Genomic DNA, 22352 nt, shown 5'->3' with positions numbered 1-22352 from the left:
GAGAGGGAGAATCGAACCGTTGCTACGCCGCGCCGATCAGGATGCCGACCGCGAGCACGATCGCGCCGCCGAGCACGATCTGGAATACCGCCTGCAGGAACGGCGTGTCCATGTAGCGCGCGCGGATGAAGGCGATCGCCCACAATTCGAAGAACACCACGATCCCGGCGATCGCGGTCGCGATCCAGAATGCGTTCGGCCAGGCATCGGGCACCAGATAGGGAATGGTGTGGCCGAGCCCGCCGAGCGTCGTCATCAAGCCGCAGGTCAGGCCGCGCAGCCAGGGCGAGCCGCGGCCGGTCAGCGAGCCGTCGTCGGACAGCGCCTCGGCAAAGCCCATGCTGATGCCGGCGCCGATCGAGGCGGCAAGCCCGACCAGGAAGGTTTGCCAGTTGTGATGCGTTGCGAAGGCGGCGGCGAACAGCGGCGCCAGGGTCGAGACCGAGCCGTCCATCAATCCGGCGAGACCCGGCTGCACATATTGCAGCACGAACATCCGCCGCCGCGTGCGGTCTTCCTCGGCGCGCACGTCCGGCTTGAGGATCTCGCCGGTCAGCTTCACCGCGAGCTTCTCGTGGCCCTTCTCCTCCTCGGCGAGATCGCCGAGCAGCCGCCGCACGCCGACATCCTCGGCCTTCTCGGCGGCTTTGGCATAGAAGCGCTCGGCTTCCAACTCCATGGTCTCGACTTCCTTGCGGATGGTGTCGAGCGGCAGGTTCTTGGTGAGCCAGATCGGGCGGCGGCGCAGGAAGCCTTTGACGTCCTCGCGCCGGATCGGCGGCAGATGCGCCCCGAAGCGCTGCTCGTAGGTTTCCAGCAGTCGGTGGCGATGGCCGCGCTCCTCCTCGGCCATCTCCTCGAAAATCTTGGCGGTATCGGGATAGCGCCCGGCGAGATCCTCCGCGAACGTCATGTAGATGCGGCTGTCCTCCTCCTCGGAGGCGATCGCGACCGCCAGCACCTCGCGCTCGGTCAGATCGGCAAAGTTCTTCACGGCAACGCCTTGTTCACAGAGTTTAAAATTAGAATAGTTCTAAACTATAGGGTTGCACCGGTGCCGGGTCAAATCCGGATCGGCCCGGATTCGCTGTTGCAGCACCGGCAAGCCGCGCGGGTTGAGCGAAGAAAACGCCTGAGATCAACGGGATGCGACGCGACGGCCGAACGGGAATCTAGCGCTGTGCGCCGGCGTCTCGCAGGAATGTGAGCAGCAGCCGGCTCACCTCATCGGGCTGCTCCTGCTGCACCCAGTGGCCGGCACCGTCGACCAGATGACAGCCGATCATGTTGGTGCAGGCTTTCGTCTGCATCGCCTCGAACACGCCAGGCCGCTGATAGGTGCCCCAATCCTGTTTGCCCGAAATGAAGGCCGACGGCTGGTCGATCGTGCGGCCGCTCCAGGTCTGTAGCTCCGGGACGAACGCCCCCGAGGTGCCGCAGCGATACCATTGCAGCCCGCCCTGGAATCCGGTCCGCTGATATTCGGCGCTGTAATATGCGAGCTCGCTATCCGGCAGCCACGTGTTGGCGGCGATCGCCTCGCGCGACGGCATCTCCTCGGCGACGGTGGCGGCCATGTCCTTGGCGAAATCCATCACGTAATAGGTCGGCAGTTTTGCCAGTTCGCCTGCCGACCAGGATTGCAGCGGATACGGCTTGTTGTCTTTCCAGTCCGCGCTTTTGTGGTGGTAATAGGCACGCAGGAAGTCGTGCACGCCCTGCGGCGCGCGATGCATGTCGTCACTGGCCGGGCGCGTCGAATAGTACCATTGGTAGTGCTTGCGCGGCCGCGGCAGCGCGGCGAGCTCGCGATGCACGGGGTCGTCGGTCGCTGGCTTTGTCGGCGCGCTCGCGGTGTTGAACGGCAGCGACGGCGGCCCCGAAAACGGCGCGCTCATCATCACCACCGCGCGGAACACGTCGGGCCGGATCAGTGCGCACCACGCCGCAACCGACGAGCCGAAATCGTGCCCGATCACCGCATCGACGTGCTTGTAGCCGAACGCAGCGACCAGCCCGAGCGCATCGCGCACCAGATTGGGCAGGCGGAATGACGCAAGATCGCCGTCATACTCCGCACTCCACCCTGATGTGCGGCCATAGCCGCGCTGGTCCGGCGCGATCACATGATAGCCGGCGGCGGCGAGCTTCGGCATCACCTTGCGCCAGGAGAACGCCAGCTCCGGAAAGCCGTGCAGCAGCAACAGGCAGGGCCGGCCGGATGTTTCGAAGCCCGCTTCCAGCACATGCATGCGCAGGCCGTTGATCCCGTCGACATAACGCGAGCGGATGGTGGAGGGCAGCGGGATGTCGGGGAGGGCTGGCATCGGAGATCACCTGTTTGGCATCGCCGCACAACCAGCGCATTTCGCTGTATGCTGGCGGCCATTGTTTCACGATAGCAACTTTGCCCAGGGGATGCATACCGCATGCGCCACGCCGGGATTGCAGAGCTGACCGGCTCGATGTCGCGCCTCGGTCTGACGGTCGTGGCCGCAAGCTTGATGCTGGCATCGGCCGTGCGTGCCGCCGACATCAAGCAACTGACCGAAAGACTGCCGCACGCCTATATCGGCGAATTCCTGTGGGACGGTGACACGACGGTGCAGCACCTCGTCATCACCTTCGACAAGGTGCAAGCGCTGAACGAGCAGAACGCGGAAGCGCGCGGCTGCGGGTCATACGAGGTCGGCGGTCACGTAACCAAGATCGGCGTGCAGATGTTCATCCGGCTGTCCGATCTCGAGGTCGAGCTGTTTGAGCGGTCGCCCGACGACAGTGGATCGTTCGAGACCGAGGGCAGCCACCGCGGCAAGCTGTCGGAGGATTTTCAGCAGATCGATGCGCAGTGGACCACCACGGCAAATGGCAAGCACGGCCAACTGCATCTGCGCGCCGCGGCGTCTGCCGCGTGCGAACCGGCGGCGGAGTTGTAGGTCGGCGGGGTGCGCGCAAGCGGCGTCCCGCGTGCGCTCTTCATCCTCCCCCGGACCGTTTGCACTATTTCGGAATATTGGAAATCTATCTCTGAGTTGCCCGACGTGTCAAGCTGCCTTGTCGAACGCGGGCAGCCGCCAGCTCCTTTGCATGGGGTTGTTTTCGATATTTTGGCCGCGGCGCGACGACGGCCCCTCCGGGGAGCGGCGAACCGCGGTCACGGCCTGGCAGGCACCTTCGGCCAATAGCGGTCGCGCAGATGGCGCTTCACCAGTTTGCCGGTCGGCGTGCGCGGCAGCTCTTGCTCGAAGTCGATGCTCTTGGGGCATTTGATCGGCGACAAGTGCTGCCGGCAGAACGCGATCAGCTCGGCCTCGAGCTCCTTGCCGGCCCTGGTGATGTCGTGCGGCTGCACCACGGCCTTGACCTCTTCGCCCATCTCCTCGTTCGGCACGCCGAACACCGCGACGTCGGACACCGCCGGATGCGTGATCAGGACGTCCTCGGTCTCCTGCGGATAGATGTTCACGCCGCCGGAGATGATCATGTAGCTCTTGCGGTCGGTCAGATAGAGGAAGCCCTCTTCGTCGAGGTAGCCGACATCGCCGAGCGTCGACCAGCCCTTGGTGTTGTAGGCCTTCTTCGTCTTCTCCGGATCGTTGTGATAGGAGAACGCCGGCGCGTCGGCGAAAAAGACCTGACCGATCTGGCCGGTCGGCGCTTCCTCGTCGTTCTCGTCGAGGATCTTGACCTTGCCGACCACCGCGCGGCCGACCGTGCCGCGGTGGGTCAGCCATTGCTGCGAGGTCGAGACCGTGACGCCATTGCCTTCGGAGCCGGCGTAATACTCGATCAGGATCGGTCCCCACCATTCGATCATCTTGGCCTTGACGTCGACCGGGCAGGGCGCCGCGGCATGGATCGCGCCTTTCAGCGACGAGACCTTGTAGCGTGTGCGCACTTCGTCGGGCAGCTTCAGCATGCGCACGAACATGGTCGGCACCAGCTGCGACTGCGTCACCTTGTGCTTCTCGACCTGCTTCAGAAATTCCTCGGCGTCGAAATGCTCCATGATGACGGAGGTGCCTCCGAGCACGGTGGCCATCATGTTGAAGCGCAGCGGGGCCGCGTGATAGAGCGGCGCCGGCGACAGATAGATGCTGTCGGCATTCATGCCGCACATGTCGGCGGTGAGAATGCGCAGGAACGGGTTCGGCACGTCGATCCGGTTGCCCTCGAACTGCTTCTTGATGCCCTTGGGTCGGCCGGTGGTGCCGGAGGAATACAGCATGTCGTAGCCGGCGACCTCGTCGGCAACCGGCGTGGTCGGCTGCGCGCCGGCTTCCTTGTCGTAGGAGCGGAAGCCCGGCGAGGGCTCGTCCATCATGTAGAACAGCGGCTCGCCCGCTTCGCCCTTGATCAGGCCCTTCACCTTGTCGGCGCACTGCGGGGTGGTGATGAACACCTTCGCGCCGCAGTCCTTGATGATGTAGGCGATCTCTTCTTCCGTCAGATAGCGGCTGATCGCCGTGTAATAGAGACCCGAGCGCTGCGCTGCCCAGCAGATCTCCATGAATGCGAGCCGGTTTTCCATCAGCAGCGCGATGTGGTCACCGGCCTTCAGGCCGAGCGAGCGGAACAGATGCGCGCCCTGGTTCGAAAGCTCGTCGAGCTCGCGATAGGTGATGGCCTTGCCGGACGCCGCCATCTGATAGGCGATCTTGTTCGGATGGGTGCGCGCGTGGATCGACGGATGGGTCATTGTGTTTCCTCGGAGCATCAATAGTGGTCGTCCCCGCGAACGCGGGGACCCATAACCACCAATTTTTCTTGTTGGACTGAGTTGTGGCCCCAGCCGCGCCTAACCACAAACGGCTGTGGTTATGGGTCCCGGCCTACGCCGGGACGACATCATTGTTGTGGCCGCTGATGCGGACTTTTCTTACAGCCGCTCGACAATCGTCACATTGGCCATGCCGCCGCCTTCGCACATGGTCTGCAGGCCGTAGCGCTTGTTGCGCTGCTTGAGGGCATGCAGCAGCGTCGTCATCAGCTTGGTGCCGCTGCCGCCGAGCGGATGGCCGAGCGCGATCGCGCCGCCGTTGACGTTGAGCCGGGCCGGATCGGCGCCGGTGGTCTTCAGCCAAGCGGTCGGCACCGAGGCGAAGGCCTCGTTGACCTCGAAGAGATCAATGTCGTCAATCTTCATGCCGGCCTTCTGCAGCGCGCGCTGGGTTGCCGGCAGCGGCGCTTCCAGCATGATCACGGGGTCGCCGCCCATCATGGTGAGGTGATGGATGCGCGCCATCGGCTTGACGCCGAGCGCCTTCAGGCCCTTCTCGTTGACGACCATGACGCCGGAGGCGCCGTCGCAGATCTGGCTGGCGCTCGCCGCGGTGAGCTTGCCGTTCTCGGCGATCAGCTTGACGCCCTTGATGCCGTCGAGGCTGGCGTCGAAGCGGATGCCTTCGTCGATGTGATGGGTGTCGGTCGAGCCGTCGGCGCGGGTGATCTTGACCGGCACGATCTCGTCCTTGAAGTGGCCGGCTTGCGTGGCCGCGATCGCGCGCTGATGGCTGTTATAGGAGTATTCGTCGAGCTCGTCCTTCGACAGGCCGTACTTCTCGGCCATCATCTCCGCGCCGGTGAACTGGCTGAACACGATGTTGGGATACTTCGCCTCGATGCCCGGGCTCTTGTAGTGGCCGAAGCCGTTCTTGGCGGGCAGCGAGGAGGCGAGGCCCATCGGCACGCGGGTCATCGATTCCACGCCGGCGGCGATCACGCAGTCCATCGTGCCAGACATCACCGCCTGCGCCGCGAAGTGCAGCGCCTGCTGCGAGGAACCGCACTGGCGGTCGATCGAGGTCGCCGGCACGCTCTCCGGCAGCTTCGAGGCCATGACAGCGTTGCGCGCGATGTTGGTGGACTGCTCGCCGGTCTGCATCACGCAGCCCATGATCACGTCCTCGACCTGCGCGGGGTCGGCGCCGGTGCGCTCGACCAGCGCATCGAGCACGGTCGCGGCCAGATCGGCCGGATGCCAGCCGGCGAGGCGTCCTCCCTTGCGGCCGCCCGCGGTGCGAGCGGCGGCGACGATATATGCCTCGGCCATGTCTGATCTCCCTGATGTTTCCGGATTGGGCGGTCTGAAAGTTGGGCCGGATTTAAGGGGTGGCTCAGCATTTAGTCAATCAATCAATTAACTCTTGAGTGCGGCCCCGCCATGGGCTTATGTGCGGCCTCGATTTACCGTCGACCCCTGACACAGAGCGGGACCAGAGCGCAGTTGAATACCAGCGTACCGACGAAACTTCCGGCCGGCAAAAATGCCACCGCCGACAAGCTTTTGGTTGCGGCCAGTGAGCTGATGATCGAGCGCGCCTCGATCGAGGTGTCGTTGTCCGACATCGCGCAGAAGTCGGGCGTCAACGCCGCGCTGGTGAAATATCATTTCGGCAACAAGGACGGGTTGTTGCTGGCGCTGCTGGCGCGCGACGCCGCCACCGAGATATCGCAACTCGAATATCTCATCAGCCAACCGATCACGCCGTCCGCAAAATTGCGGCTGCATATCGGCGGCATCATCCGCGCCTATCACCAGTTCCCCTATATGAACCGGCTGATCCATTATCTCCTGCACGAGAGCTCGCCTGCCGCTGCGAACGAGGTGTCGAAATTCTTCGTCGCGCCGCTTTTGGATTTTCACCGCCGGCTGCTCGCAGAAGGCATCAAGGCCGGTGAATTCCGCAAGATCGATCCGGTGCTGTTCTACACCAGCCTGATCGGCGCCTGCGATCATCTGTTCTTCGGCCGCCACGCGATGTCGCGCGCGGTCGGCGTCGGTCCGGTCACCGACGAGGTCTGCCGCGATTACATCAAGCACATGGAAGCCTTGATCTTCGGCGGCGTGCTCAATCCCGATAAGGAAACGGCAGCAGTAGCCGCCGGATAACAAGGTTCGAGTCTAGAGAAGAAACGCCCAAGGAAAGGTTGTATCCATGCAGTTGAAAGACGTTGCCGTTCTCATCACCGGCGGTGGCTCCGGCCTTGGTGCCGCAACCGCGCGCGCCATGGCCGCCAAGGGCGCCAAGATCGGCGTGATCGACCAGAACAAGGAAAACGCTGAGAAAGTCGCCGCCGAGGTGAAGGGCGTCGCGCTGCATGCCGACGTCACCGACGAGGACGCGATCAAGGCTGCGATCGCCAAGGCCGAGGCCGCGCACGGCATCGCGCGCGTGCTGATGAACTGCGCCGGCATCGGCGGCTCGCAGCGCATCGTCGGCAAGGACGGCGTCTATCCGCTGGCGAAGTTCGTCCGCATCATCAACGTCAATTTGATCGGCACCTTCAACGTGCTGCGCCTGTTCGCCGAGCGGCTGGCGACCGAAGCCCCGATCGGCGAGGAGCGCGGCGTCGCGATCAACACCGCATCGGTCGCGGCCTATGAAGGCCAGATCGGCCAGATCGCCTATTCCGCCTCGAAGGGCGGCGTCGTCGGCCTCACGCTGCCGGCCGCGCGCGACCTCGCCAGCCTGAAGATCCGCGTCAACACCATCGCGCCCGGCCTGTTCCTGACGCCGCTGCTGATGGGTCTCAATGAGGAAGCGCGCAAGAGCCTCGGCGCCCAGGTGCCGCATCCGGCCCGCCTCGGCGATGCCTCGGAATACGGCAATCTCGCGGTCCACATCGTCGAGAACCCGATGCTCAACGGCGAAACCATCCGCCTCGACGGCGCCATCCGCATGGCGCCGCGCTAACGGCGAATTCCGCTGTCGTCCCGGCCTTGCGCGCAATTGCGCGCTGGAGCCGGGACCCATACTCCGCGGCGTCTGTAACAGGCAAGCTGGCAGACACCGCGCAAAACAACAAAAGCCTGTGGTTATGGGTCCCGGCTCGCGCTTCGCTTGGCCGGGACGACGGTCGGGAGGACCATGCGCGTGTCTCAGCCGCTGCTGATCGAACATCACGACGGGGTCGATTGGGTCACGCTCAATCGTCCCGAGAGCCTCAACGCACTCGACCCTTCGCTGATCGACGCGCTCAACGTCTATTTCCAGGGCCTGCAGCGCAATCGCGACACCCGCGTCGTGGTGCTGAAGGGCGCCGGTGCGAATTTCTGCGCCGGGCTCGATCTCAAGCACGCGATGGCGCGCCGTGGTGGACAGACCGAGCCGCCCGGCGTCACGGAGTCGCTGGACTCGCAGCGGCGCATCGCCGACATCGTGATGCTGATGCGGCGCGCTCCGCAGCCGATCATCGCGCTGGTGCAGGGCGCGGCCGCCGGCGGCGGCTTCGCGCTGGCGCTTGCCGCCGACATCCGCATCGCGGCGAAGAACGCGCGGATGAATTGCGCCTTCATCAAGCTCGGTCTCGGCGGCTGCGATATCGGCACCAGCTATTTCCTGCCGCGCCTCGTCGGCGTGTCGGTTGCTTCCGAATTGATCCTCACCGGGCGCTTCATCCATGCCGACCGCGCGCTTGCGGTCGGCCTGGTGTCCGAGGTGGTCGAGGCCACCGATCTTGATGCGGCGGCCAATCCTTATGTCGAGGCAATGATGACGGCCTCGCCGGTCGGTCTCCGCCTCTCGAAGGAATGCATCAACATGAGCGTCGATGCCGGCTCGATCGAGGCCGTGATCGCGATGGAAGATCGCAACCAGGTGCTGTGCAGCCGCTCGGAAGATTTCCAGGAAGGCATCAGGGCCTTTCTCGAGAAACGAAAGCCTGTCTATATCAGGCGCTGAGAACAGATCCTCAAAAGGACAAGAATTCCGGGAGACGCAAAATGGATGGAGACGCGGCGATGCTGACGAAACCTGCCTTTCGCAAGGTGGATTGGCTCGCACGTGACATCGCGGTCGAGCGGCGCGGTGACGGCACCGTCGTCCTGAAGTCGCGGATTCCGCTCCAGGCCTACGAGACGCATATTCCGGCCTATCTCGCCAAATGGGCGGCGCAGGCGCCGGAGCGGATCTGGCTCGCGCAACGCGGTGGTCCCGACCGCCAATGGCGCAAGGTCTCCTATGGCGAAGCCAAGCGCACCGTCGATGCGCTGACGCAAGGCCTGCTCGATCTCGGCGTCGGCGACGGCCGGCCCGTCGCGATCCTGTCAGGCAATTCGATCGAGCACGCGCTGATGACGCAGGCCGCGATGCAGGCGCGGCTGCCGGCCGCGCCGGTGTCGCCGGCCTATTCGCTGATGAGCCAGGATCATCTCAAGCTTAAATACCTGTTCAACCTGATCAAGCCGGCCGTCGTGATGGTGCAGGACGGCCCGACCTTCGAGAAGGCGCTGAAGGCGATCGATCTCACCGGCATCACGGTCGTCCACGTCCTGCGTCCCTGCGAGGGCATCAGGAGCGCGGCCTTTGCCGACCTCGCGGCAACGCCGGTGACGGCTGCGGTCGGCGAGTCCATCGCGAAGATCACGCCCAGGACCGTCGGCAAGCTGCTGTTCACCTCGGGCTCGACCGGCATGCCCAAGGCCGTCATCAACACCCAGGAGATGATGTGTGCCAACGCGGCGATGATGATGCAGGTGCGCCCGCGTGAAACGGAGGGACCGATCGCGACGGTGCTCGACTGGATGCCGTGGAATCACACCATGGGCGGCAACGCCGCGTTCAATCCGGTGCTGGTCGATGGCGGCACGCTCTATATCGACGACGGCCGGCCGATGCCGGGCCAGCTCGAGGAGACCATCAGGAACCTGCGCGAGGTGTCGCCGACCTATTACGCCAACGTGCCGGCCGGCTATGCGGCGCTCGCCGCCGCGATGGAGAAGGACGAGGCGCTGTGCGCGAGCTTCTTCAAGAACCTCTCGATCATGGCCTATGGCGGCGCCCGGCTGCCCGACGATCTCTATGACCGCATGCAGGCGCTGGCGGTGAAGACCACGGGCGAGCGCATCGTGTTCTACACCGGTTGGGGCTCGACCGAGACCGCGCCGACCTCGACCGGCACCTATTGGGACACCGAGCGCGTCGGCCTGATCGGCCTGCCGTTCCCTGGCGTCGAGCTGAAGATGGTGCCGTGCGGCTCGAAATATGAATTGCGGCTGCGCGGCGTCAACGTCACGCCAGGCTATTTCGGCCAGCCGGACCTCACGGCCAAGATGTTCGACGAGGAGGGCTTCTACTGCATCGGCGACGCCGGCGTGTTCGTGAACCCCGAAGACCCGCTGCAGGGCATCATCTTTGCCGGCCGGGTGGTCGAGGATTTCAAGCTGACCACCGGCACGTTCGTGCATGTCGGCTCGTTGCGCACCGATGCGATATCAGCCGCGACGCCGGTCGTGCATGACGCGCTGGTTGCGGGGCAGGACCGTGAGTTCATCGGCCTGCTGTGCTGGCCGAACCTGCACGCCTGCCGCCAGCTCGTCGGCAATGCCGATGCCAGCTACGAGGACGTGATCCGGCATCCCGAAGTGCTTGCCTGCCTGAAGAAGGGTTTGCAGGCGCACAATGCGTCCACCACCGGCAGCAGCATGCGTATCGCGCGTGCGATGCTGATGGTCGAGCCGCCGTCGATCGACGGCAACGAGCTCACCGACAAGGGCTACATCAACCAGCGCGCCGGCCTCGAACGCCGCGCCGCACTGGTCGAGAAGCTGTATGCCGGCAATCCCGGCGACGACGTGATCATCTTGAACTGATCCTACGAAAGCAAACGCGTCATTTCGGGGCGCGCGAAGCGTGAACCCGGAATCCAGAGGTTCCTTACGTCGAGATTCCGGGTTCGATGCTGCGCATCGCCCCGGAATGACAGCAAGAAAAGGTAAGCGCCATGAATTTCGATTTCTCCGACGAACAGAAGCAGATGCGCGACGAGGCGCGGAAATTCCTCAGCGAACAGTGCCCGCCGAAAGCCGTGCGCGAGGTGCTCGACGGCAAGGCGCCTTACGACAAGGCGCTGTGGAAGGGCCTCGCCGAGATGGGCTTCCTTGGCGTTGCGATCCCGGAACAGTTCGGCGGTGCGGGCGCCGGCCATCTCGAGCTCTGCGTGATCGCGGAGGAAATGGGCCGCGCGCTGGCGCCGGTGCCGTTTTCCTCCACCGTCTATCTCGCCGCCGAAGCGATCCTGATCGCAGGCAGCGACGCGCAGAAGCAGAAGTGGCTGCCGAAGATCGCCGCGGGCGAAGCCATCGGCACGCTGGCGCTGTTCGAAGGCAAGGGCAACCCGTCGCCGAAAGCGATCAAGCTCACGGCCAATGGCGGCGTGCTCAACGGCGTCAAGAAGCCGGTGCCGGATGGCGCGATCGCCGATTTCGCCGTTGTCGCCGCGCGCACCGGCTCGAGCGGACGCGAGTCCGATATTTCCCTGTTCATCGTCGATCTCAAGGCCGGCGGCGTCGAGGTCAAGTCGCTCACCAACATCGACCTGACCCGCGGCCAGGCCGAATTCACCTTCAAGGATGCGAAGGCCGAGCCGCTCGGCGCTACCGGCGAGGGCTGGAGCGTCATCTCCCAGGTGCTGGATCGCGCGGCCGTGTTGACGGCATTCGAGCAGGTCGGCGGCGCCGACCGCGCGCTGGAGATGGGCCGCGACTATGCGCTTGATCGTATTGCCTTTGGCCGTCCGATCGGCTCGTTCCAGGCGGTCAAGCACATGCTGGCCGACATGTATGTGTCGGCGACGCTGGCGCGCTCAAATTGCTACTACGGCGCTTGGGCGCTCTCGACCAATGCCGGCGAATTGCCGGAAGCCGCCGCCGCCGCGCGCATCAGCGCGACGCAGGCGTTCCAGCACTGCGCCAAAAACAACATCCAGGTTCATGGCGGCATGGGCTTCACCTGGGAGTTCGACTGCCACATGTACTACCGCCGCGCCAATGCGGTGGCGCTCGGTCTCGGCAGCCTGTCCTATTGGGAAGACGCGCTGATCGACCGCATGCGCAAGAAGAACGCGGCGTAACGATACGATTCGTCATTCCGGGGCGCGCGTAGCGCGAACCCGGAATCCAGAGGTTGGGAATCGAGATTCCGGGTTCGATGCTGCGCATCGCCCCGGAATGACGGAAAGAAAGCCACCATGAATTTCGATGACACCCCGCAGGAGGCCGCATTCCGCGCCGAGGCGAAAGCCTGGATCGCGGCCAATGCACCGAAGCAACATGAGGACGAGCTGCGCAAGGCCTCGCTCGGCCGTGTTGCGCTCAAGGGCGCCAACATTCTCGAGGTCGCGAAGGCCTGGCAGAAGAAGAAGGCCGATGCCGGCTGGGCCTGCCTGCACTGGCCGAAGGAGTATGGCGGCCGCGGCTCGTCGCCGATCGAGCGCGTGATCTGGCAGCAGGAGGAGGGCCCGTTCGGCCGCCTTAGCTCGATGTTCATCATCGGCCACGGCATGTGCGGCCCGACCATGATGGCGTTCGCCGGCGAGGAGCAGAAGCGCAAATATCTGCCGCCGCTTGCCTCCGGCGAGAAGATCTGGTGCCAACTGTTCTCCGAGCCGGCCGGCGGCTCCGACGTCGCCGGCCTGCGCACCCGCGCCGAGAAGCATGGCGACGAGTGGGTGATCAACGGCCAGAAGATCTGGACCTCGGGCGCGCATTATTCCGACTACGGCATCTTGCTCACCCGCACCGACCCGACCGTGCCCAAGCACAAGGGCCTCACCATGTTCTTCCTGGACATGAAGAGCCCGGGCGTCGAGGTCAGGCCGATCAAGCAGGCGAGCGGCGCCTCCGACTTCAACGAGGTCTATTTCACCGACGTGCGCATTCCGGACTCGCAGCGGCTCGGCAATGTCAATGACGGCTGGAACGTGTCGCTGACCACGCTGATGAACGAGCGGATGTCGATCGGCGCCGGTGTCGCCACCGGCTTTCCCGAGCTGTTCGACTTCTGCAACAGCCTGATGCTGGAGGACGGCCCCGCGATCGAGAACCGCGCGGTGCGCTCCAAGCTCGCCAACTGGGCCGTGAAGGCGAGCGGGCTGAAATACACCAGCATGCGCGCGATCTCGGCGCTGTCGAAGGGCGAGCGTCCGGGACCGGAGAATTCGATCGGCAAGCTGGTCGCCGGCTCGATGATTCAGGACGTCGCGACCTATGCGCTCGATCTGCAGGGCGCGGCCGGCGCGCTGAACGGGATTGAGGATGCCGAGGTCGCCGGCAAATTCCAGGCGATGCTGCTGCGCGCGCCGGGCACCCGCGTCGAGGGTGGCACCGACGAGATCATGCGCAACATCATCGCCGAACGCGTGCTGGGCCTGCCCGGCGACATCAGGGTCGACAAGGACGTCCCCTTCAACAAGATCCCGACCAAGGGAAGAGCTTAACCGTCGTTCCGGGGCGGCGCGAAGCGGCGAACCCGGAACTCGAGCGACATAACTTCTAGATTCCCCGATGCGCAACCGCGCATCTGAGGTTCGCGCTGCGCGCGCCCCGGAATGACAAAGAAAAGGAGCCGCCATGAATTTCGATGACACGCCGCAGGAAGCCGAGTTCCGCGCCATCGCCCGCAACTGGATCGCGGCCAATGCGCCGAAGGAGTTCGAAGAGGAGCTCTCGAAGTCGTCGCTCGGCCGTATCAGGCTCGCCAGGCACGACATGGTCGAGGTCGGCAAGGCTTGGCAGAAGAAGAAGGCCGAGGACGGCTGGGCCTGCTTGCACTGGCCGAAGGAATATGGCGGCCGCGGCGCCACCCCGATCGAGCGCGTGATCTGGCAGCAGGAAGAGGGCGTCTACGGCAAATTGACCCAGCCGTTCCAGATCGGCGAGGGCATGTGCGGCCCGACCGTGATGGCCTGGGGCAGCGAGGATGCCAAGCGCCGCTATCTGCCGAAGCTGGCCTCCGGCGAGGAGATCTGGTGCCAGCTGTTCTCCGAGCCGTCGGCCGGCTCCGACGTCGCGGGGCTGCGCACCCGCGCCGAGAAGAAAGGCGACAATTGGGTCGTCAACGGCCAGAAGATCTGGACGTCAGGCGCGCATTACTCCGACTACGGCCTCCTGATCGCGCGCACCGATCCGAATGTCCCGAAGCACAAGGGCCTCACGATGTTCTTCCTCGACATGAAGAGCCCCGGCGTCGAGGTGCGGCCGATCAAGCAGGCCAACGGCATGCAGGAGTTCAACGAGGTCTATTTCACCGACGTCGTAATCCCGGACAGCCAGCGGTTAGGGGCGGTCGGCGAGGGCTGGAGCGTGTCGCTGACCACGCTGATGAACGAGCGCATGTCGATCGGCGCGCGGCTCGCCACCGGCGTGCCCGAGATGTTCGAGTTCTGCTCCAATTTGATGCTGGAGGACGGTCTTGCGATCGACGATCCGGCGGTGCGCTCCAGACTTGCGAGCTGGGCGGTGAAGGCGAGCGGGCTGAAATACACCAGCTACCGCGCCATCTCGGCGCTGTCGAAGGGCGAGCGACCGGGCCCGGAAAACTCCATCGGCAAGCTCGTCTCCGGCCTGATGCTGCAGGATATCGCGACCTATGCGATGGACCTTGAAGGCGCGGCGGGCAGCCTCACAGGCACCGATGAGGAGCAGGCCAACGGCCAGTTCCAGCAGATGCTGCTGTCGTCGCCCTCGATGCGCATCGCCGGCGGCACCGACGAGATCCTGCGCAACATCATCGCCGAGCGCGTGCTGGGCCTGCCCGGCGACATTCGCGTCGACAAGGATGTGCCCTACAACAAGATCCCGACCAAGGGGCGGGGTGGTTAGTCGTCATTCCGGGGCGATGCGAAGCATCGAACCCGGAATCTCGAGATTCCGGGTTCACGCTTCGCATGCCCCGGAATGACGAAAAAAGAGGATATATATCATGGACGCGAAGACACCGAACCCGCGCTACGCGACCGAGGACCGTATCGGCGCGCTCGAGGAATTGCTCAACGAGCGCTACTCGGTGCGCGCGTTCCAGCCGCGCGAGGTGCCGCGCGAGGTCATCGAGCACATTGTGTCGACCGCGCAGCGCACCGCATCCTGGTGCAACAGCCAGCCTTGGCAGGTGCTGATCGTCTCCGGCGAGGCCAAGGAGCGGTTTCGCAAGGCGATCTATGCCGAGGCGTCGCGCGGCCTCGGCGAGGATTACGACTTCACGCCGCCGCGCGAATATGTCGGGGTCTATTTGGAGCGCCGCCGCGAAAGCGGTTTCCAGCTCTACAACACGCTCGGCATCGCGCGCGGCGACAAGCCGGCCTATGCAAAACAGGCGCTGGAGAACTACAATTTCTTCGGCGCGCCGCACATTGCCGTGATCCACACCAATGAGCCGCTCGGCATCTATGGTGCGATCGACTGCGGCGGCTATGTCTCGAACTTCATGCTAGCGGCGCAGGCGCTCGGGCTCGGCTCCATCCCGCAGGCGGCGATCGCGCGCCATTCCGGGCTGATCCGTCGTCATTTCAACCTGGCCGACGATCGCCGGGTTGTCTGCGGTATCTCGTTCGGCTATGCGGATCACGCGCAAAAGGTGAACAGCTACCGCACGTCGCGCGCGACCGTGGAAGACACCGTCACATTCGTCGATGTATAATTTCCTCAAGGCGGGAAGGTCGGTTCACTCCCCGCCGAGGACAAGAAAAGCTACAAAGAAACGACAAGAACAAAAATGGCGAATAACGCCTCCCTGACGCCGGCTGAGATCAGCTGGCAGCTGCACCGTCTGCCTTCACTCGATCGCGACGCGTTCATCGCCGCGCATTACCTGGGACAGGGCGTTGCCTGGAAGACCCGCTTCTTCGACGCGATCGACTGGGGCGCGGGCTCGGTGCTGCAATTCAGCTTCCTGCAACGCGGCTGGCATCGCCATTCGCGGCTCGACAATCCGATCTATGCCTATATCGACATCGAGCAACATCCGGAAACCCGCGGCCTGCGTCGCGGCCGGCGGATCGATCTTGAGGGCACGATCAAGGGCGTCGACTTCGTGACCGGGATTACGCTGACGCTGGAGCGGTTCGAGATCCTGCCGGTCAATTTTTTCGACCGCTTCGTGATCAGCTCCGACAGCCGCTACTAGCAAGCAGCGAACCGCAGACTCTGCTCCACCTCGCCCCGCGCGCGGGGAGAGGTCGGAACGCATCGTTAGATGCGTTCCGGGTGAGGGGGCTCAGCAAGCGCAGCTATCACCGTATGCGCGGAGACAGCCCCTCACCCCAACCCTCTCCCCGTAAGAACGGGGCGAGGGAGCGCACTGCTCCTGCGGCTCCATTCAACCCAATCTCATTACGCTTCAGCGTCCCGCCACCGCGCGGCGGGCTGGCGCGTCGGCATAGCGCGCGGCCATCGCGTCCGTCAGCTCGGCCATCTTCTCGCGCAACTCTAACGGCGCGACCACTTCGGCCTCGGCGCCGAGCCGCAGCAGCTCGGTCGCCGCATGCCACACCGTCTTGCCGACCGGCATGGTGGCGAGCCGCCAGCCGTCGGCGTCGGTGCCATCAGTGAGCCGCATCCGCGCCTTCACGTAAGGATGCGCAAGCGCATCGAACAGTTTCAGCCCGAGCGGCGACAGCCGCACCGTGGCCTCGTTCGGATGCAGCTCGGCCTCCAGCCGCTCGATCGAGGCGCCCCAATAGGCGGCGAGGTCGAACTCCGCCGGCCGCGCGAACGGCGTCTCCAGCACGGTGCAATCCAGCACGCGCGCGACGCGGTAGGTGCGCACATTGCCGTCGACGAGGCCGGCGAGATACCAGCTGCCGCCCTTTAGCACGAGGCCGAGCGGCGCCACGCGCCGCCGCTTCTCGGCTTTCCAGCTCTGGTAGCGGATCTCGAGCATGGTCTCGCGCAGCACGGCGCCGGCGATGGCGCGCAGATGCTCCGGCTCCTCGGTCTCGCCGAACCAGCCGGGCGCGTCGAGATGGAAGCGCTGCTGCATCCCTCGCGCGTTGGGCCGCAGGTTCTCCGGCAGCGCCGCCATCAGCTTGGTCTGCGCCGCCACCATCGCGGCATCGAGGCCGAGCGCGGCGGCGGGCCCCGGGAGACCGGCCATGAACAGCGCCTCGGCCTCGCCCTGCGACAGGCCGTTGAGCCGGACGCGATAGCCGTCGAGCAGGCGATAGCCGCCCTCGGCACCGCGGTCGGCATAGACGGGAACGCCGGCGGCGGCGAGCGCGTCGATGTCGCGGTAGATCGTGCGCACCGAAACCTCGCAGGCCTCCGCAAGCTCAGGCGCGGTGACCTGCCCCCGCGCCTGCAGGGTGGTGAGGATGGAAAACAGCCGGCTCGCGCGCATGGCTGGATCATACCTGACACAAGATGTCAGGTATAGGCGGACATAAGGAGGCCATGCCCCCGACGGCGCAAGGAGACCCGCCATGACCACCACTACCGACCGCGTCACGCTGTATTATTCGCCGCAAAGCCGCGCCACCGGCACCCGCGTGCTGCTGGAGGAACTCGGCGCGCCGTATAACCTGCACGTCCTGAACATGAAGGCCGGCGAGCAGCGCAAGGACGCCTATCTCGCCATCAATCCGCTCGGCAAGGTGCCGGCGATCCGCCATGGTGACGCGCTGGTCACCGAGCAGGTCGCGATCTTCATCTATCTCGCCGATCTGTTTCCGCAGGCCGGCCTGACGCCGGCGCTGAACGATCCGCGCCGCGGCCCGTATCTGCGCTGGATCGCCTATTACGGCGCATCGTTCGAGCCGGCCGTGATCGACCATTTCATGAAGCGCGAGCCCGCGCCGATCACGCAGTCGCCCTATGCCGATTACGACACCATGCTGGGCGCGCTGGAATCGCAGCTGGCAAAGGGGCCCTATCTGCTCGGCGAAGAGATCACGGCGGCCGACATCCTCTGGGGCATCGCGCTCTCTTGGACCATGATGTTCGGCATCGTGCCGAAAAGGGACGTGTTCGTCCGCCATGCCGAGCGCATCGCCGCGCGCCCGGCCTTCCAGCGGATATCGAAGGCCGACGACAAGATGGCGGCGCAGCATGCCGCGGCCGCCGGGGTGTGATACGGATCGGGCCGATGGCGAAAGTCCTGCACAGCACCAACTGTTTCAACACCCTGATCCGCGTCGCGGAGGACTGCCCGGCGCAGCGCGGCGAGGAGCCGCAGTTGCGCGGCGGCCAGCCGACGGTTGCCGTGCTGCAATACCGGATGATCGCGGGCGCGCCCTACAAGTACACCTCCGACGATGTGGTGTTCGCGACGTCGGCGGCCGGCCGCGTGCTCGATGCGAAAGCAGCGAAGAAGGCGCGCAGCCTCGCCCGCGAGACGTTCTTCTCGCGCGGCCAGGCCTGCATGCGCGCCTCGCCGCTCGGCAAGCGTTTCGGCTGGGGTGTCCATGCCGACGCCGAGGGCCGCATCGCGCTCTACGCCGTCGACAGCAAGCGCTACCAGGCACTCGCCGCGGATCCTGACATCGCGCAGGTCCGCGCGATGCGGTCGAAGCGGGCGTGAAGAGGCACTGCTCTCATCCTCCCCTGGAGGGGGAGCATCGGTTCGCATGCAATGCGAACCGAGGTGGGGTGATCTCTCCACTCGGGCACCGTTCGTGCTGAGAGATCACCCCACCCCGTCTCACATTCCGCTGCGCTCCATGTGACCCGACCCTCCCCCTCCAGGGGAGGGTGAAGGGAGTGTGCCGTGCGACCAATCGCTAAAACCGCGGCGCCCGCTTCTCGGCGAAGGCCTTGATGCCTTCCTTGATCTCGTCGCCGCGCATGCTGTCGCGGTGGCGGGCGTCGGCGGCGGCTTCATCCAGTGCGCCGCGGGCGAATTCGTTGATTGCGCGCTTCATGCCGGCCATCGCCTTGGGCGCGTTGCCCGCCAAAATCGTCGCGAGCTTGTCGACTTCCTCGTCGAGCAGATCGAGCGATACCATCGCGGTGAGATAGCCGATCCGCAGCATCTCCGGCGCCGATATTTTCTGCGCGGTCAGGAACAGCATCCTGGCGTTGTCGACGCCGAGCCGCGTGACGTAGCGCTGGATGCCGCTCTTGTAATAGTGCAGCCCGAGCCGCGCCGCCGGCATGAACATCTCGGCGGTATCGACGCCGATGCGGAAGTCGCAGGCGAGCGCGAGGTCGGTCGAGCCGCCATAGACCCCGCCATTGAGCCGGCAGATCGTCGGCACGCTGAGATCCTCGAGGCGGTTGACCACGACCTCGAACGCCGAACCCGCGCTCTGTTGTTCGCTGGCGCTCACCGCGCGCTCGGCGACGGAGTTGAGGTCGTAGCCGGCGGAGAATGCGCGGCCGGTTCCGGTCAGCACCAGCACGCGGATCGCGGGATCGGCCTCGATCCGGTCGAACAATGTCAGCAGCTCGCCGAGGTCCTCGGCCTGCAGGCGGTTGAGATGCTTCGGCCGGTTGAGGCGGATCGTTGCGCGTGCGCCCGCGATTTCGAGCACGGGTCCGCTGGCGGTGTCGGCCGCGTCAGCCATCTTGGTCTCCATCATTATTGATTCTCACGTTCGCGCCGCTTGGCCTCGGCGTCGATGGTCTCGGCGAGATCGGGATGCCTTGCCATCAACAGGCGGAAATCGACCAGGTCAAGCACCAACAGCCTGGTCACCTTGCTGGTCGAGACGCTGGCGCCGCGCTTGGTGTTGCCTAGCAACGCCATCTCGCCGAAGAACTCGCCTTCGCCAAGCTTCACCTTGCGCCCGGGCAGGTCGACCTCGACCTCGCCGGCGGCGACGAAATACATGCAGTCGCCATTGGTGTCCTTGCGGATGATCATGGTGCGCGGCGGCAGGTCCATGGTCCGCAGCATTTGGGTGACGTCGGCGATCGCGGCCGGGCCGAGATGCGCGAAGAACGGCACCTTGCTGACGGTCTCCCAGGTTCTCAAGAAATTGTCGCGGCGGGTTTCGGCGGCAAAACCGGTCGCCAGGATACCGGTCCACAGCCCGAACACGCCGAGGCCCGAGATCATCACCATGGCGGCGACCACGCGGCCGAGCGGGGTGATCGGCACCACGTCGCCGTAGCCGGTCGTGGTCAGCGTCACCACCGCCCACCACAGCGCCGCCGGCACGCTGCCGAAGGTTTGCGGCTGGACGTCCCGCTCCAGGAAATATTCCGCAACGGAGGCCAGGAACACCACCATCAGGAAGATCACGAGCACGCTGAGCAGCGGCCCGGATTCCACCACCAGCACGCGCCGGAGCTGGCGCAGGCCGGGAATGCCCGGCACCACCTTGAGCACCCAGAGCACGCCGAGCAGCCAGGCGGTTTTCGGCTCGACTCCGGACAGCAAGGCCACCGGCACGGCCAGCGCGCCGATCGCGTCGACCACGCCGGCGCTGGACAGCGCGTAGAACCAGAATTTGCCCTGCCGGCCCATGTGGCGCAGCCGCACCAGCCATTCGAATACGAAATAGGCAAGGCAGGCCCACAGCAGCGCATCCACCCAGCGCGGCGCCGCGTCATGGGCCGGCGCGACCGTCAGCAGCGTCATCATGGCGACACCGGCCGCGACGGCGACATAGGCCGCCGTGGTCATGTTGCGGCCGGCGGTGGCGGAAACGAAGCGCGTCAAGGCCGGAAGGACGAGCCGCTTGGACATCGGAACGGAGCTTGCCTGTCGATGAATTGCTGGAATTGAGGCCCTGCGAACGGCAGAGCCGATGTCACAACGTGCCTCTCCCGGTTGAGGCCGTCAACGCGCAGGCCATGGCGGGATGCTCGCGGCGGAAGACCCATCAGTTGGACGAAAGGCCTAACCATGTTGGCCCGATTTTGCGCCCGCGAATGTGAGAAATCGGACAAAACGTCGCTTTTTCCCCGTATATCAGGGATGCTGGTCGCCGATGCGACCTTGGCCGGAATGAAGCGACTAATAAGGCGATCTTATTCACTTCTTGAGAAATTGGTTGGTTTCCGATGGATACCTCACATCTCGCGGAGCACGCCGGCGCCGCCGGCAGTTTCTTCGCATCGATCTTCGTGGTTGCCACGCTGTCGATGCGGACCATGATCCCGTTGCGCGTCTTCGCCATCCTGACCAACATCATCCTGATCGCGACCGCCGTCCCGACCCACAATTACGCGACGCTGATCCTGCATGCCGTGCTGCTGCCGGTGAACACCTATCGGCTGCACCAGATGCTGCAACTGGTCCGCAACGTGAAGAAATCGGTCAACAGCGATCTGTCGATGGAATGGCTGAAGCCGTTCACGACGGAACGCAAATGCACCGCGGGCGAAGTCCTGTTCTACAAGGACGAGAAGGCCGACAGCATGTTCTACATTGTCAGTGGCCGCTTCCGCCTGGTCGAATCCGGCATCGAGCTGCCGGTCGGCGCCCTCGTCGGCGAGTTCGGCATGCTGTCGCCGTCGAACACGCGAACCCAGACGCTGGAGTGCGTCGAGACCGGCATGGTGCTGTCGGTGACCTATGACCAGGTCGAGCAGCTCTACGTCCAGAACCCGGCGTTCGGCTTCTACTTCCTGCGCCTCGCCAGCGCCCGCCTGTTCCAGAATATCTCGACGCTCGAGCAGCAGCTCGCGCAGCACGCCACCCCACAGGTCGCGGAGCCCAAACCTGCATGAGCCCCGTGACGAGTTCTGGAGGCGCCGCAGTGGCGGATGACGACGGTCTCCTGGCTTCGCTCCGTTACCTCTTTGCCGATATCATCGGCGATGAGGACGAGGGGCCGCCGGTGCTGCCCGACGCCTGCCCGGACCATCTCGGGCCGGCCGTCACCAAGGCCATCGATCTGTTGATCGCCTATCAGAGCACGAGCTACGCCCAGCTCTATATCGACCGGCTCAAGCGCTTCGTCGGCCGCCGCGGCGTTGACGACGCCCTGCTTGCCGAGATCGCCCGCCTGATGGCGGAGCGCATGGCCTATGAGGACGCGATCCGCATCGCGCAGCTCAAGCTTGGCGAAGTCAGTGCGGTGGGCGGCCTTGCGGCGCGCTCGGCCGACGACGTCAAGAAGTTTCGCCTTGACGAGTTGATCGACGCCCTGCCGGCGGTGGTCGCCGATCCGGTGCTCGGCGTGCTGGATCAGTTCGGCTGGCGGCGTCGCCGGGTCTCGATCCGCTTCAGCGCGAACAACCGCTTCAGCGTTCGCCGGCTCAGGATCGAAGCGGGCCTGAAGCGCTGGCGGCTGTTCTCGGGACGCTATGCCAGGGAGCGCGTCTGGGTCGAGCGCTGGCTGCACATGATCGACCGCAGCCTGACCAAGCAGCCGAGCGCCGCCCCGGCGGTCGTGCAGACCGCGACCATGATCCAGGGTTACGGCGATCCCTACCGCCAGGGCATCGCGGACTGGCACGTGATCATCGACGGGCTCGCCAAGCCGACCTTCGACGGCGTGCTCGTGCTCCCCGACCTTGCCGGCGCCATTGCGGAAGCGCGCGCTGCCACCATGCCCGATCCGCGGCAGGCAGCGCTGAAGCGCAAGATCGCGGAGATCCGCGCTCGGGCGCCGGCGGTGTCGTAAGAACCTTCGCCGTCATTGCGAGGAGCGAAGCGACGAAGCAATCCAGTTCCCCGCTTGCGGCG

At 65.0% G+C, this 22352-nt stretch carries 21 protein-coding genes; 14 read left to right on the top strand and 7 right to left on the bottom strand.

Translation table 11 applies throughout. The annotated features are described in order from the left end of the window. Positions 1-22 precede the first annotated feature (22 nt). Both mbfA and J2R80_RS03560 read right to left on the bottom strand, forming a co-directional pair. Positions 23-994 carry an iron exporter MbfA gene (mbfA, locus tag J2R80_RS03565; protein WP_057016287.1) on the bottom strand — a complete coding sequence of 324 codons (972 nt, stop codon included), beginning with the start codon at positions 992-994 and terminating at the stop codon, positions 23-25. A 178-nt stretch (positions 995-1172) separates the two neighbouring features. Then, positions 1173-2327: an alpha/beta hydrolase gene (locus J2R80_RS03560; RefSeq protein WP_076832554.1), complete on the bottom strand. Its 1155-nt coding sequence runs from the start codon at positions 2325-2327 to the stop codon at positions 1173-1175. Between the two features lie 102 nt (positions 2328-2429). Here J2R80_RS03560 and J2R80_RS03555 point away from each other — a divergent pair, with 102 nt between their 5' ends. Beyond that, complete coding sequence (locus J2R80_RS03555; RefSeq protein ID WP_076832552.1) at positions 2430-2936, top strand: hypothetical protein; 507 nt, start codon at positions 2430-2432, stop codon at positions 2934-2936. Between the two features lie 218 nt (positions 2937-3154). Here J2R80_RS03555 and J2R80_RS03550 read toward each other — a convergent pair whose 3' ends face one another. Next, positions 3155-4699: an acyl-CoA synthetase gene (locus J2R80_RS03550; RefSeq protein ID WP_057016284.1), complete on the bottom strand. Its 1545-nt coding sequence runs from the start codon at positions 4697-4699 to the stop codon at positions 3155-3157. A 180-nt stretch (positions 4700-4879) separates the two neighbouring features. Then, positions 4880-6052, bottom strand: a complete 1173-nt coding sequence (locus J2R80_RS03545) for an acetyl-CoA C-acetyltransferase (protein WP_057016283.1) — start codon at positions 6050-6052, stop codon at positions 4880-4882. A 111-nt stretch (positions 6053-6163) separates the two neighbouring features. On the opposite strand from J2R80_RS03545, the gene J2R80_RS03540 reads away from it, so the two are divergent. From J2R80_RS03540 to J2R80_RS03500, 9 genes are all read left to right on the top strand, one after another. Continuing rightward, on the top strand, positions 6164-6892 hold the full coding sequence (locus J2R80_RS03540; protein ID WP_076832549.1) for a TetR family transcriptional regulator: 729 nt from the start codon (positions 6164-6166) through the stop codon (positions 6890-6892). Between the two features lie 46 nt (positions 6893-6938). Then, entirely contained in the window at positions 6939-7697 is a 759-nt protein-coding gene (locus J2R80_RS03535; protein ID WP_016847447.1) for an SDR family NAD(P)-dependent oxidoreductase, read from the top strand. A 180-nt stretch (positions 7698-7877) separates the two neighbouring features. Further along, the gene (locus J2R80_RS03530) at positions 7878-8684 is read left to right on the top strand and encodes an enoyl-CoA hydratase/isomerase family protein (RefSeq protein ID WP_076832872.1); all 807 of its coding nucleotides are present in this window, start codon (positions 7878-7880) and stop codon (positions 8682-8684) included. A 41-nt stretch (positions 8685-8725) separates the two neighbouring features. Beyond that, complete coding sequence (locus J2R80_RS03525) at positions 8726-10594, top strand: AMP-binding protein (protein WP_141342522.1); 1869 nt, start codon at positions 8726-8728, stop codon at positions 10592-10594. A gap of 131 nt (positions 10595-10725) precedes the next feature. Further along, entirely contained in the window at positions 10726-11853 is a 1128-nt protein-coding gene (locus J2R80_RS03520; protein ID WP_076832544.1) for an acyl-CoA dehydrogenase family protein, read from the top strand. Positions 11854-11970: 117 nt separating this feature from the next. Then, positions 11971-13218: an acyl-CoA dehydrogenase gene (locus tag J2R80_RS03515; RefSeq protein ID WP_076832542.1), complete on the top strand. Its 1248-nt coding sequence runs from the start codon at positions 11971-11973 to the stop codon at positions 13216-13218. Between the two features lie 133 nt (positions 13219-13351). Continuing rightward, positions 13352-14602, top strand: coding sequence for an acyl-CoA dehydrogenase (locus tag J2R80_RS03510; protein ID WP_253637989.1), 1251 nt, complete (start codon positions 13352-13354; stop codon positions 14600-14602). A gap of 100 nt (positions 14603-14702) precedes the next feature. Then, complete coding sequence (locus J2R80_RS03505) at positions 14703-15416, top strand: nitroreductase (RefSeq protein ID WP_076832539.1); 714 nt, start codon at positions 14703-14705, stop codon at positions 15414-15416. Between the two features lie 75 nt (positions 15417-15491). Then, complete coding sequence (locus J2R80_RS03500) at positions 15492-15902, top strand: hypothetical protein (protein ID WP_253637988.1); 411 nt, start codon at positions 15492-15494, stop codon at positions 15900-15902. A gap of 213 nt (positions 15903-16115) precedes the next feature. Here the strand turns inward: J2R80_RS03500 and J2R80_RS03495 are convergent, their stop codons facing one another. Beyond that, positions 16116-17114, bottom strand: coding sequence for a YafY family protein (locus tag J2R80_RS03495; protein ID WP_076832533.1), 999 nt, complete (start codon positions 17112-17114; stop codon positions 16116-16118). Between the two features lie 82 nt (positions 17115-17196). On the opposite strand from J2R80_RS03495, the gene J2R80_RS03490 reads away from it, so the two are divergent. Both J2R80_RS03490 and J2R80_RS03485 read left to right on the top strand, forming a co-directional pair. Next, positions 17197-17844, top strand: a complete 648-nt coding sequence (locus J2R80_RS03490) for a glutathione S-transferase family protein (RefSeq protein ID WP_253588185.1) — start codon at positions 17197-17199, stop codon at positions 17842-17844. 14 nt (positions 17845-17858) lie between these two features. Then, positions 17859-18293, top strand: coding sequence for a DUF6157 family protein (locus tag J2R80_RS03485; protein WP_057016273.1), 435 nt, complete (start codon positions 17859-17861; stop codon positions 18291-18293). Positions 18294-18492: 199 nt separating this feature from the next. On the opposite strand, the gene J2R80_RS03480 is transcribed toward J2R80_RS03485, so the two are convergent. Both J2R80_RS03480 and J2R80_RS03475 read right to left on the bottom strand, forming a co-directional pair. Then, positions 18493-19278, bottom strand: a complete 786-nt coding sequence (locus J2R80_RS03480) for an enoyl-CoA hydratase/isomerase family protein (RefSeq protein ID WP_076832869.1) — start codon at positions 19276-19278, stop codon at positions 18493-18495. Between the two features lie 14 nt (positions 19279-19292). Beyond that, entirely contained in the window at positions 19293-20405 is a 1113-nt protein-coding gene (locus J2R80_RS03475) for a cyclic nucleotide-gated ion channel (protein ID WP_057016272.1), read from the bottom strand. Between the two features lie 317 nt (positions 20406-20722). Between J2R80_RS03475 and J2R80_RS03470 the strand changes: the two genes are divergently transcribed. After that, complete coding sequence (locus J2R80_RS03470) at positions 20723-21391, top strand: Crp/Fnr family transcriptional regulator (protein ID WP_016847460.1); 669 nt, start codon at positions 20723-20725, stop codon at positions 21389-21391. A gap of 29 nt (positions 21392-21420) precedes the next feature. Beyond that, positions 21421-22290: a DUF6537 domain-containing protein gene (locus J2R80_RS03465; protein WP_082653713.1), complete on the top strand. Its 870-nt coding sequence runs from the start codon at positions 21421-21423 to the stop codon at positions 22288-22290. Positions 22291-22352 lie beyond the last annotated feature (62 nt).

This window comes from Bradyrhizobium sp. USDA 4541 (assembly GCF_024171085.1).
In the GTDB taxonomy this organism is placed as follows: Bacteria; Pseudomonadota; Alphaproteobacteria; order Rhizobiales; family Xanthobacteraceae; genus Bradyrhizobium; species Bradyrhizobium australafricanum.
Note: the sequence above shows the minus strand (reverse complement) of the source record. Positions and strands in the feature narration are given on the sequence as shown.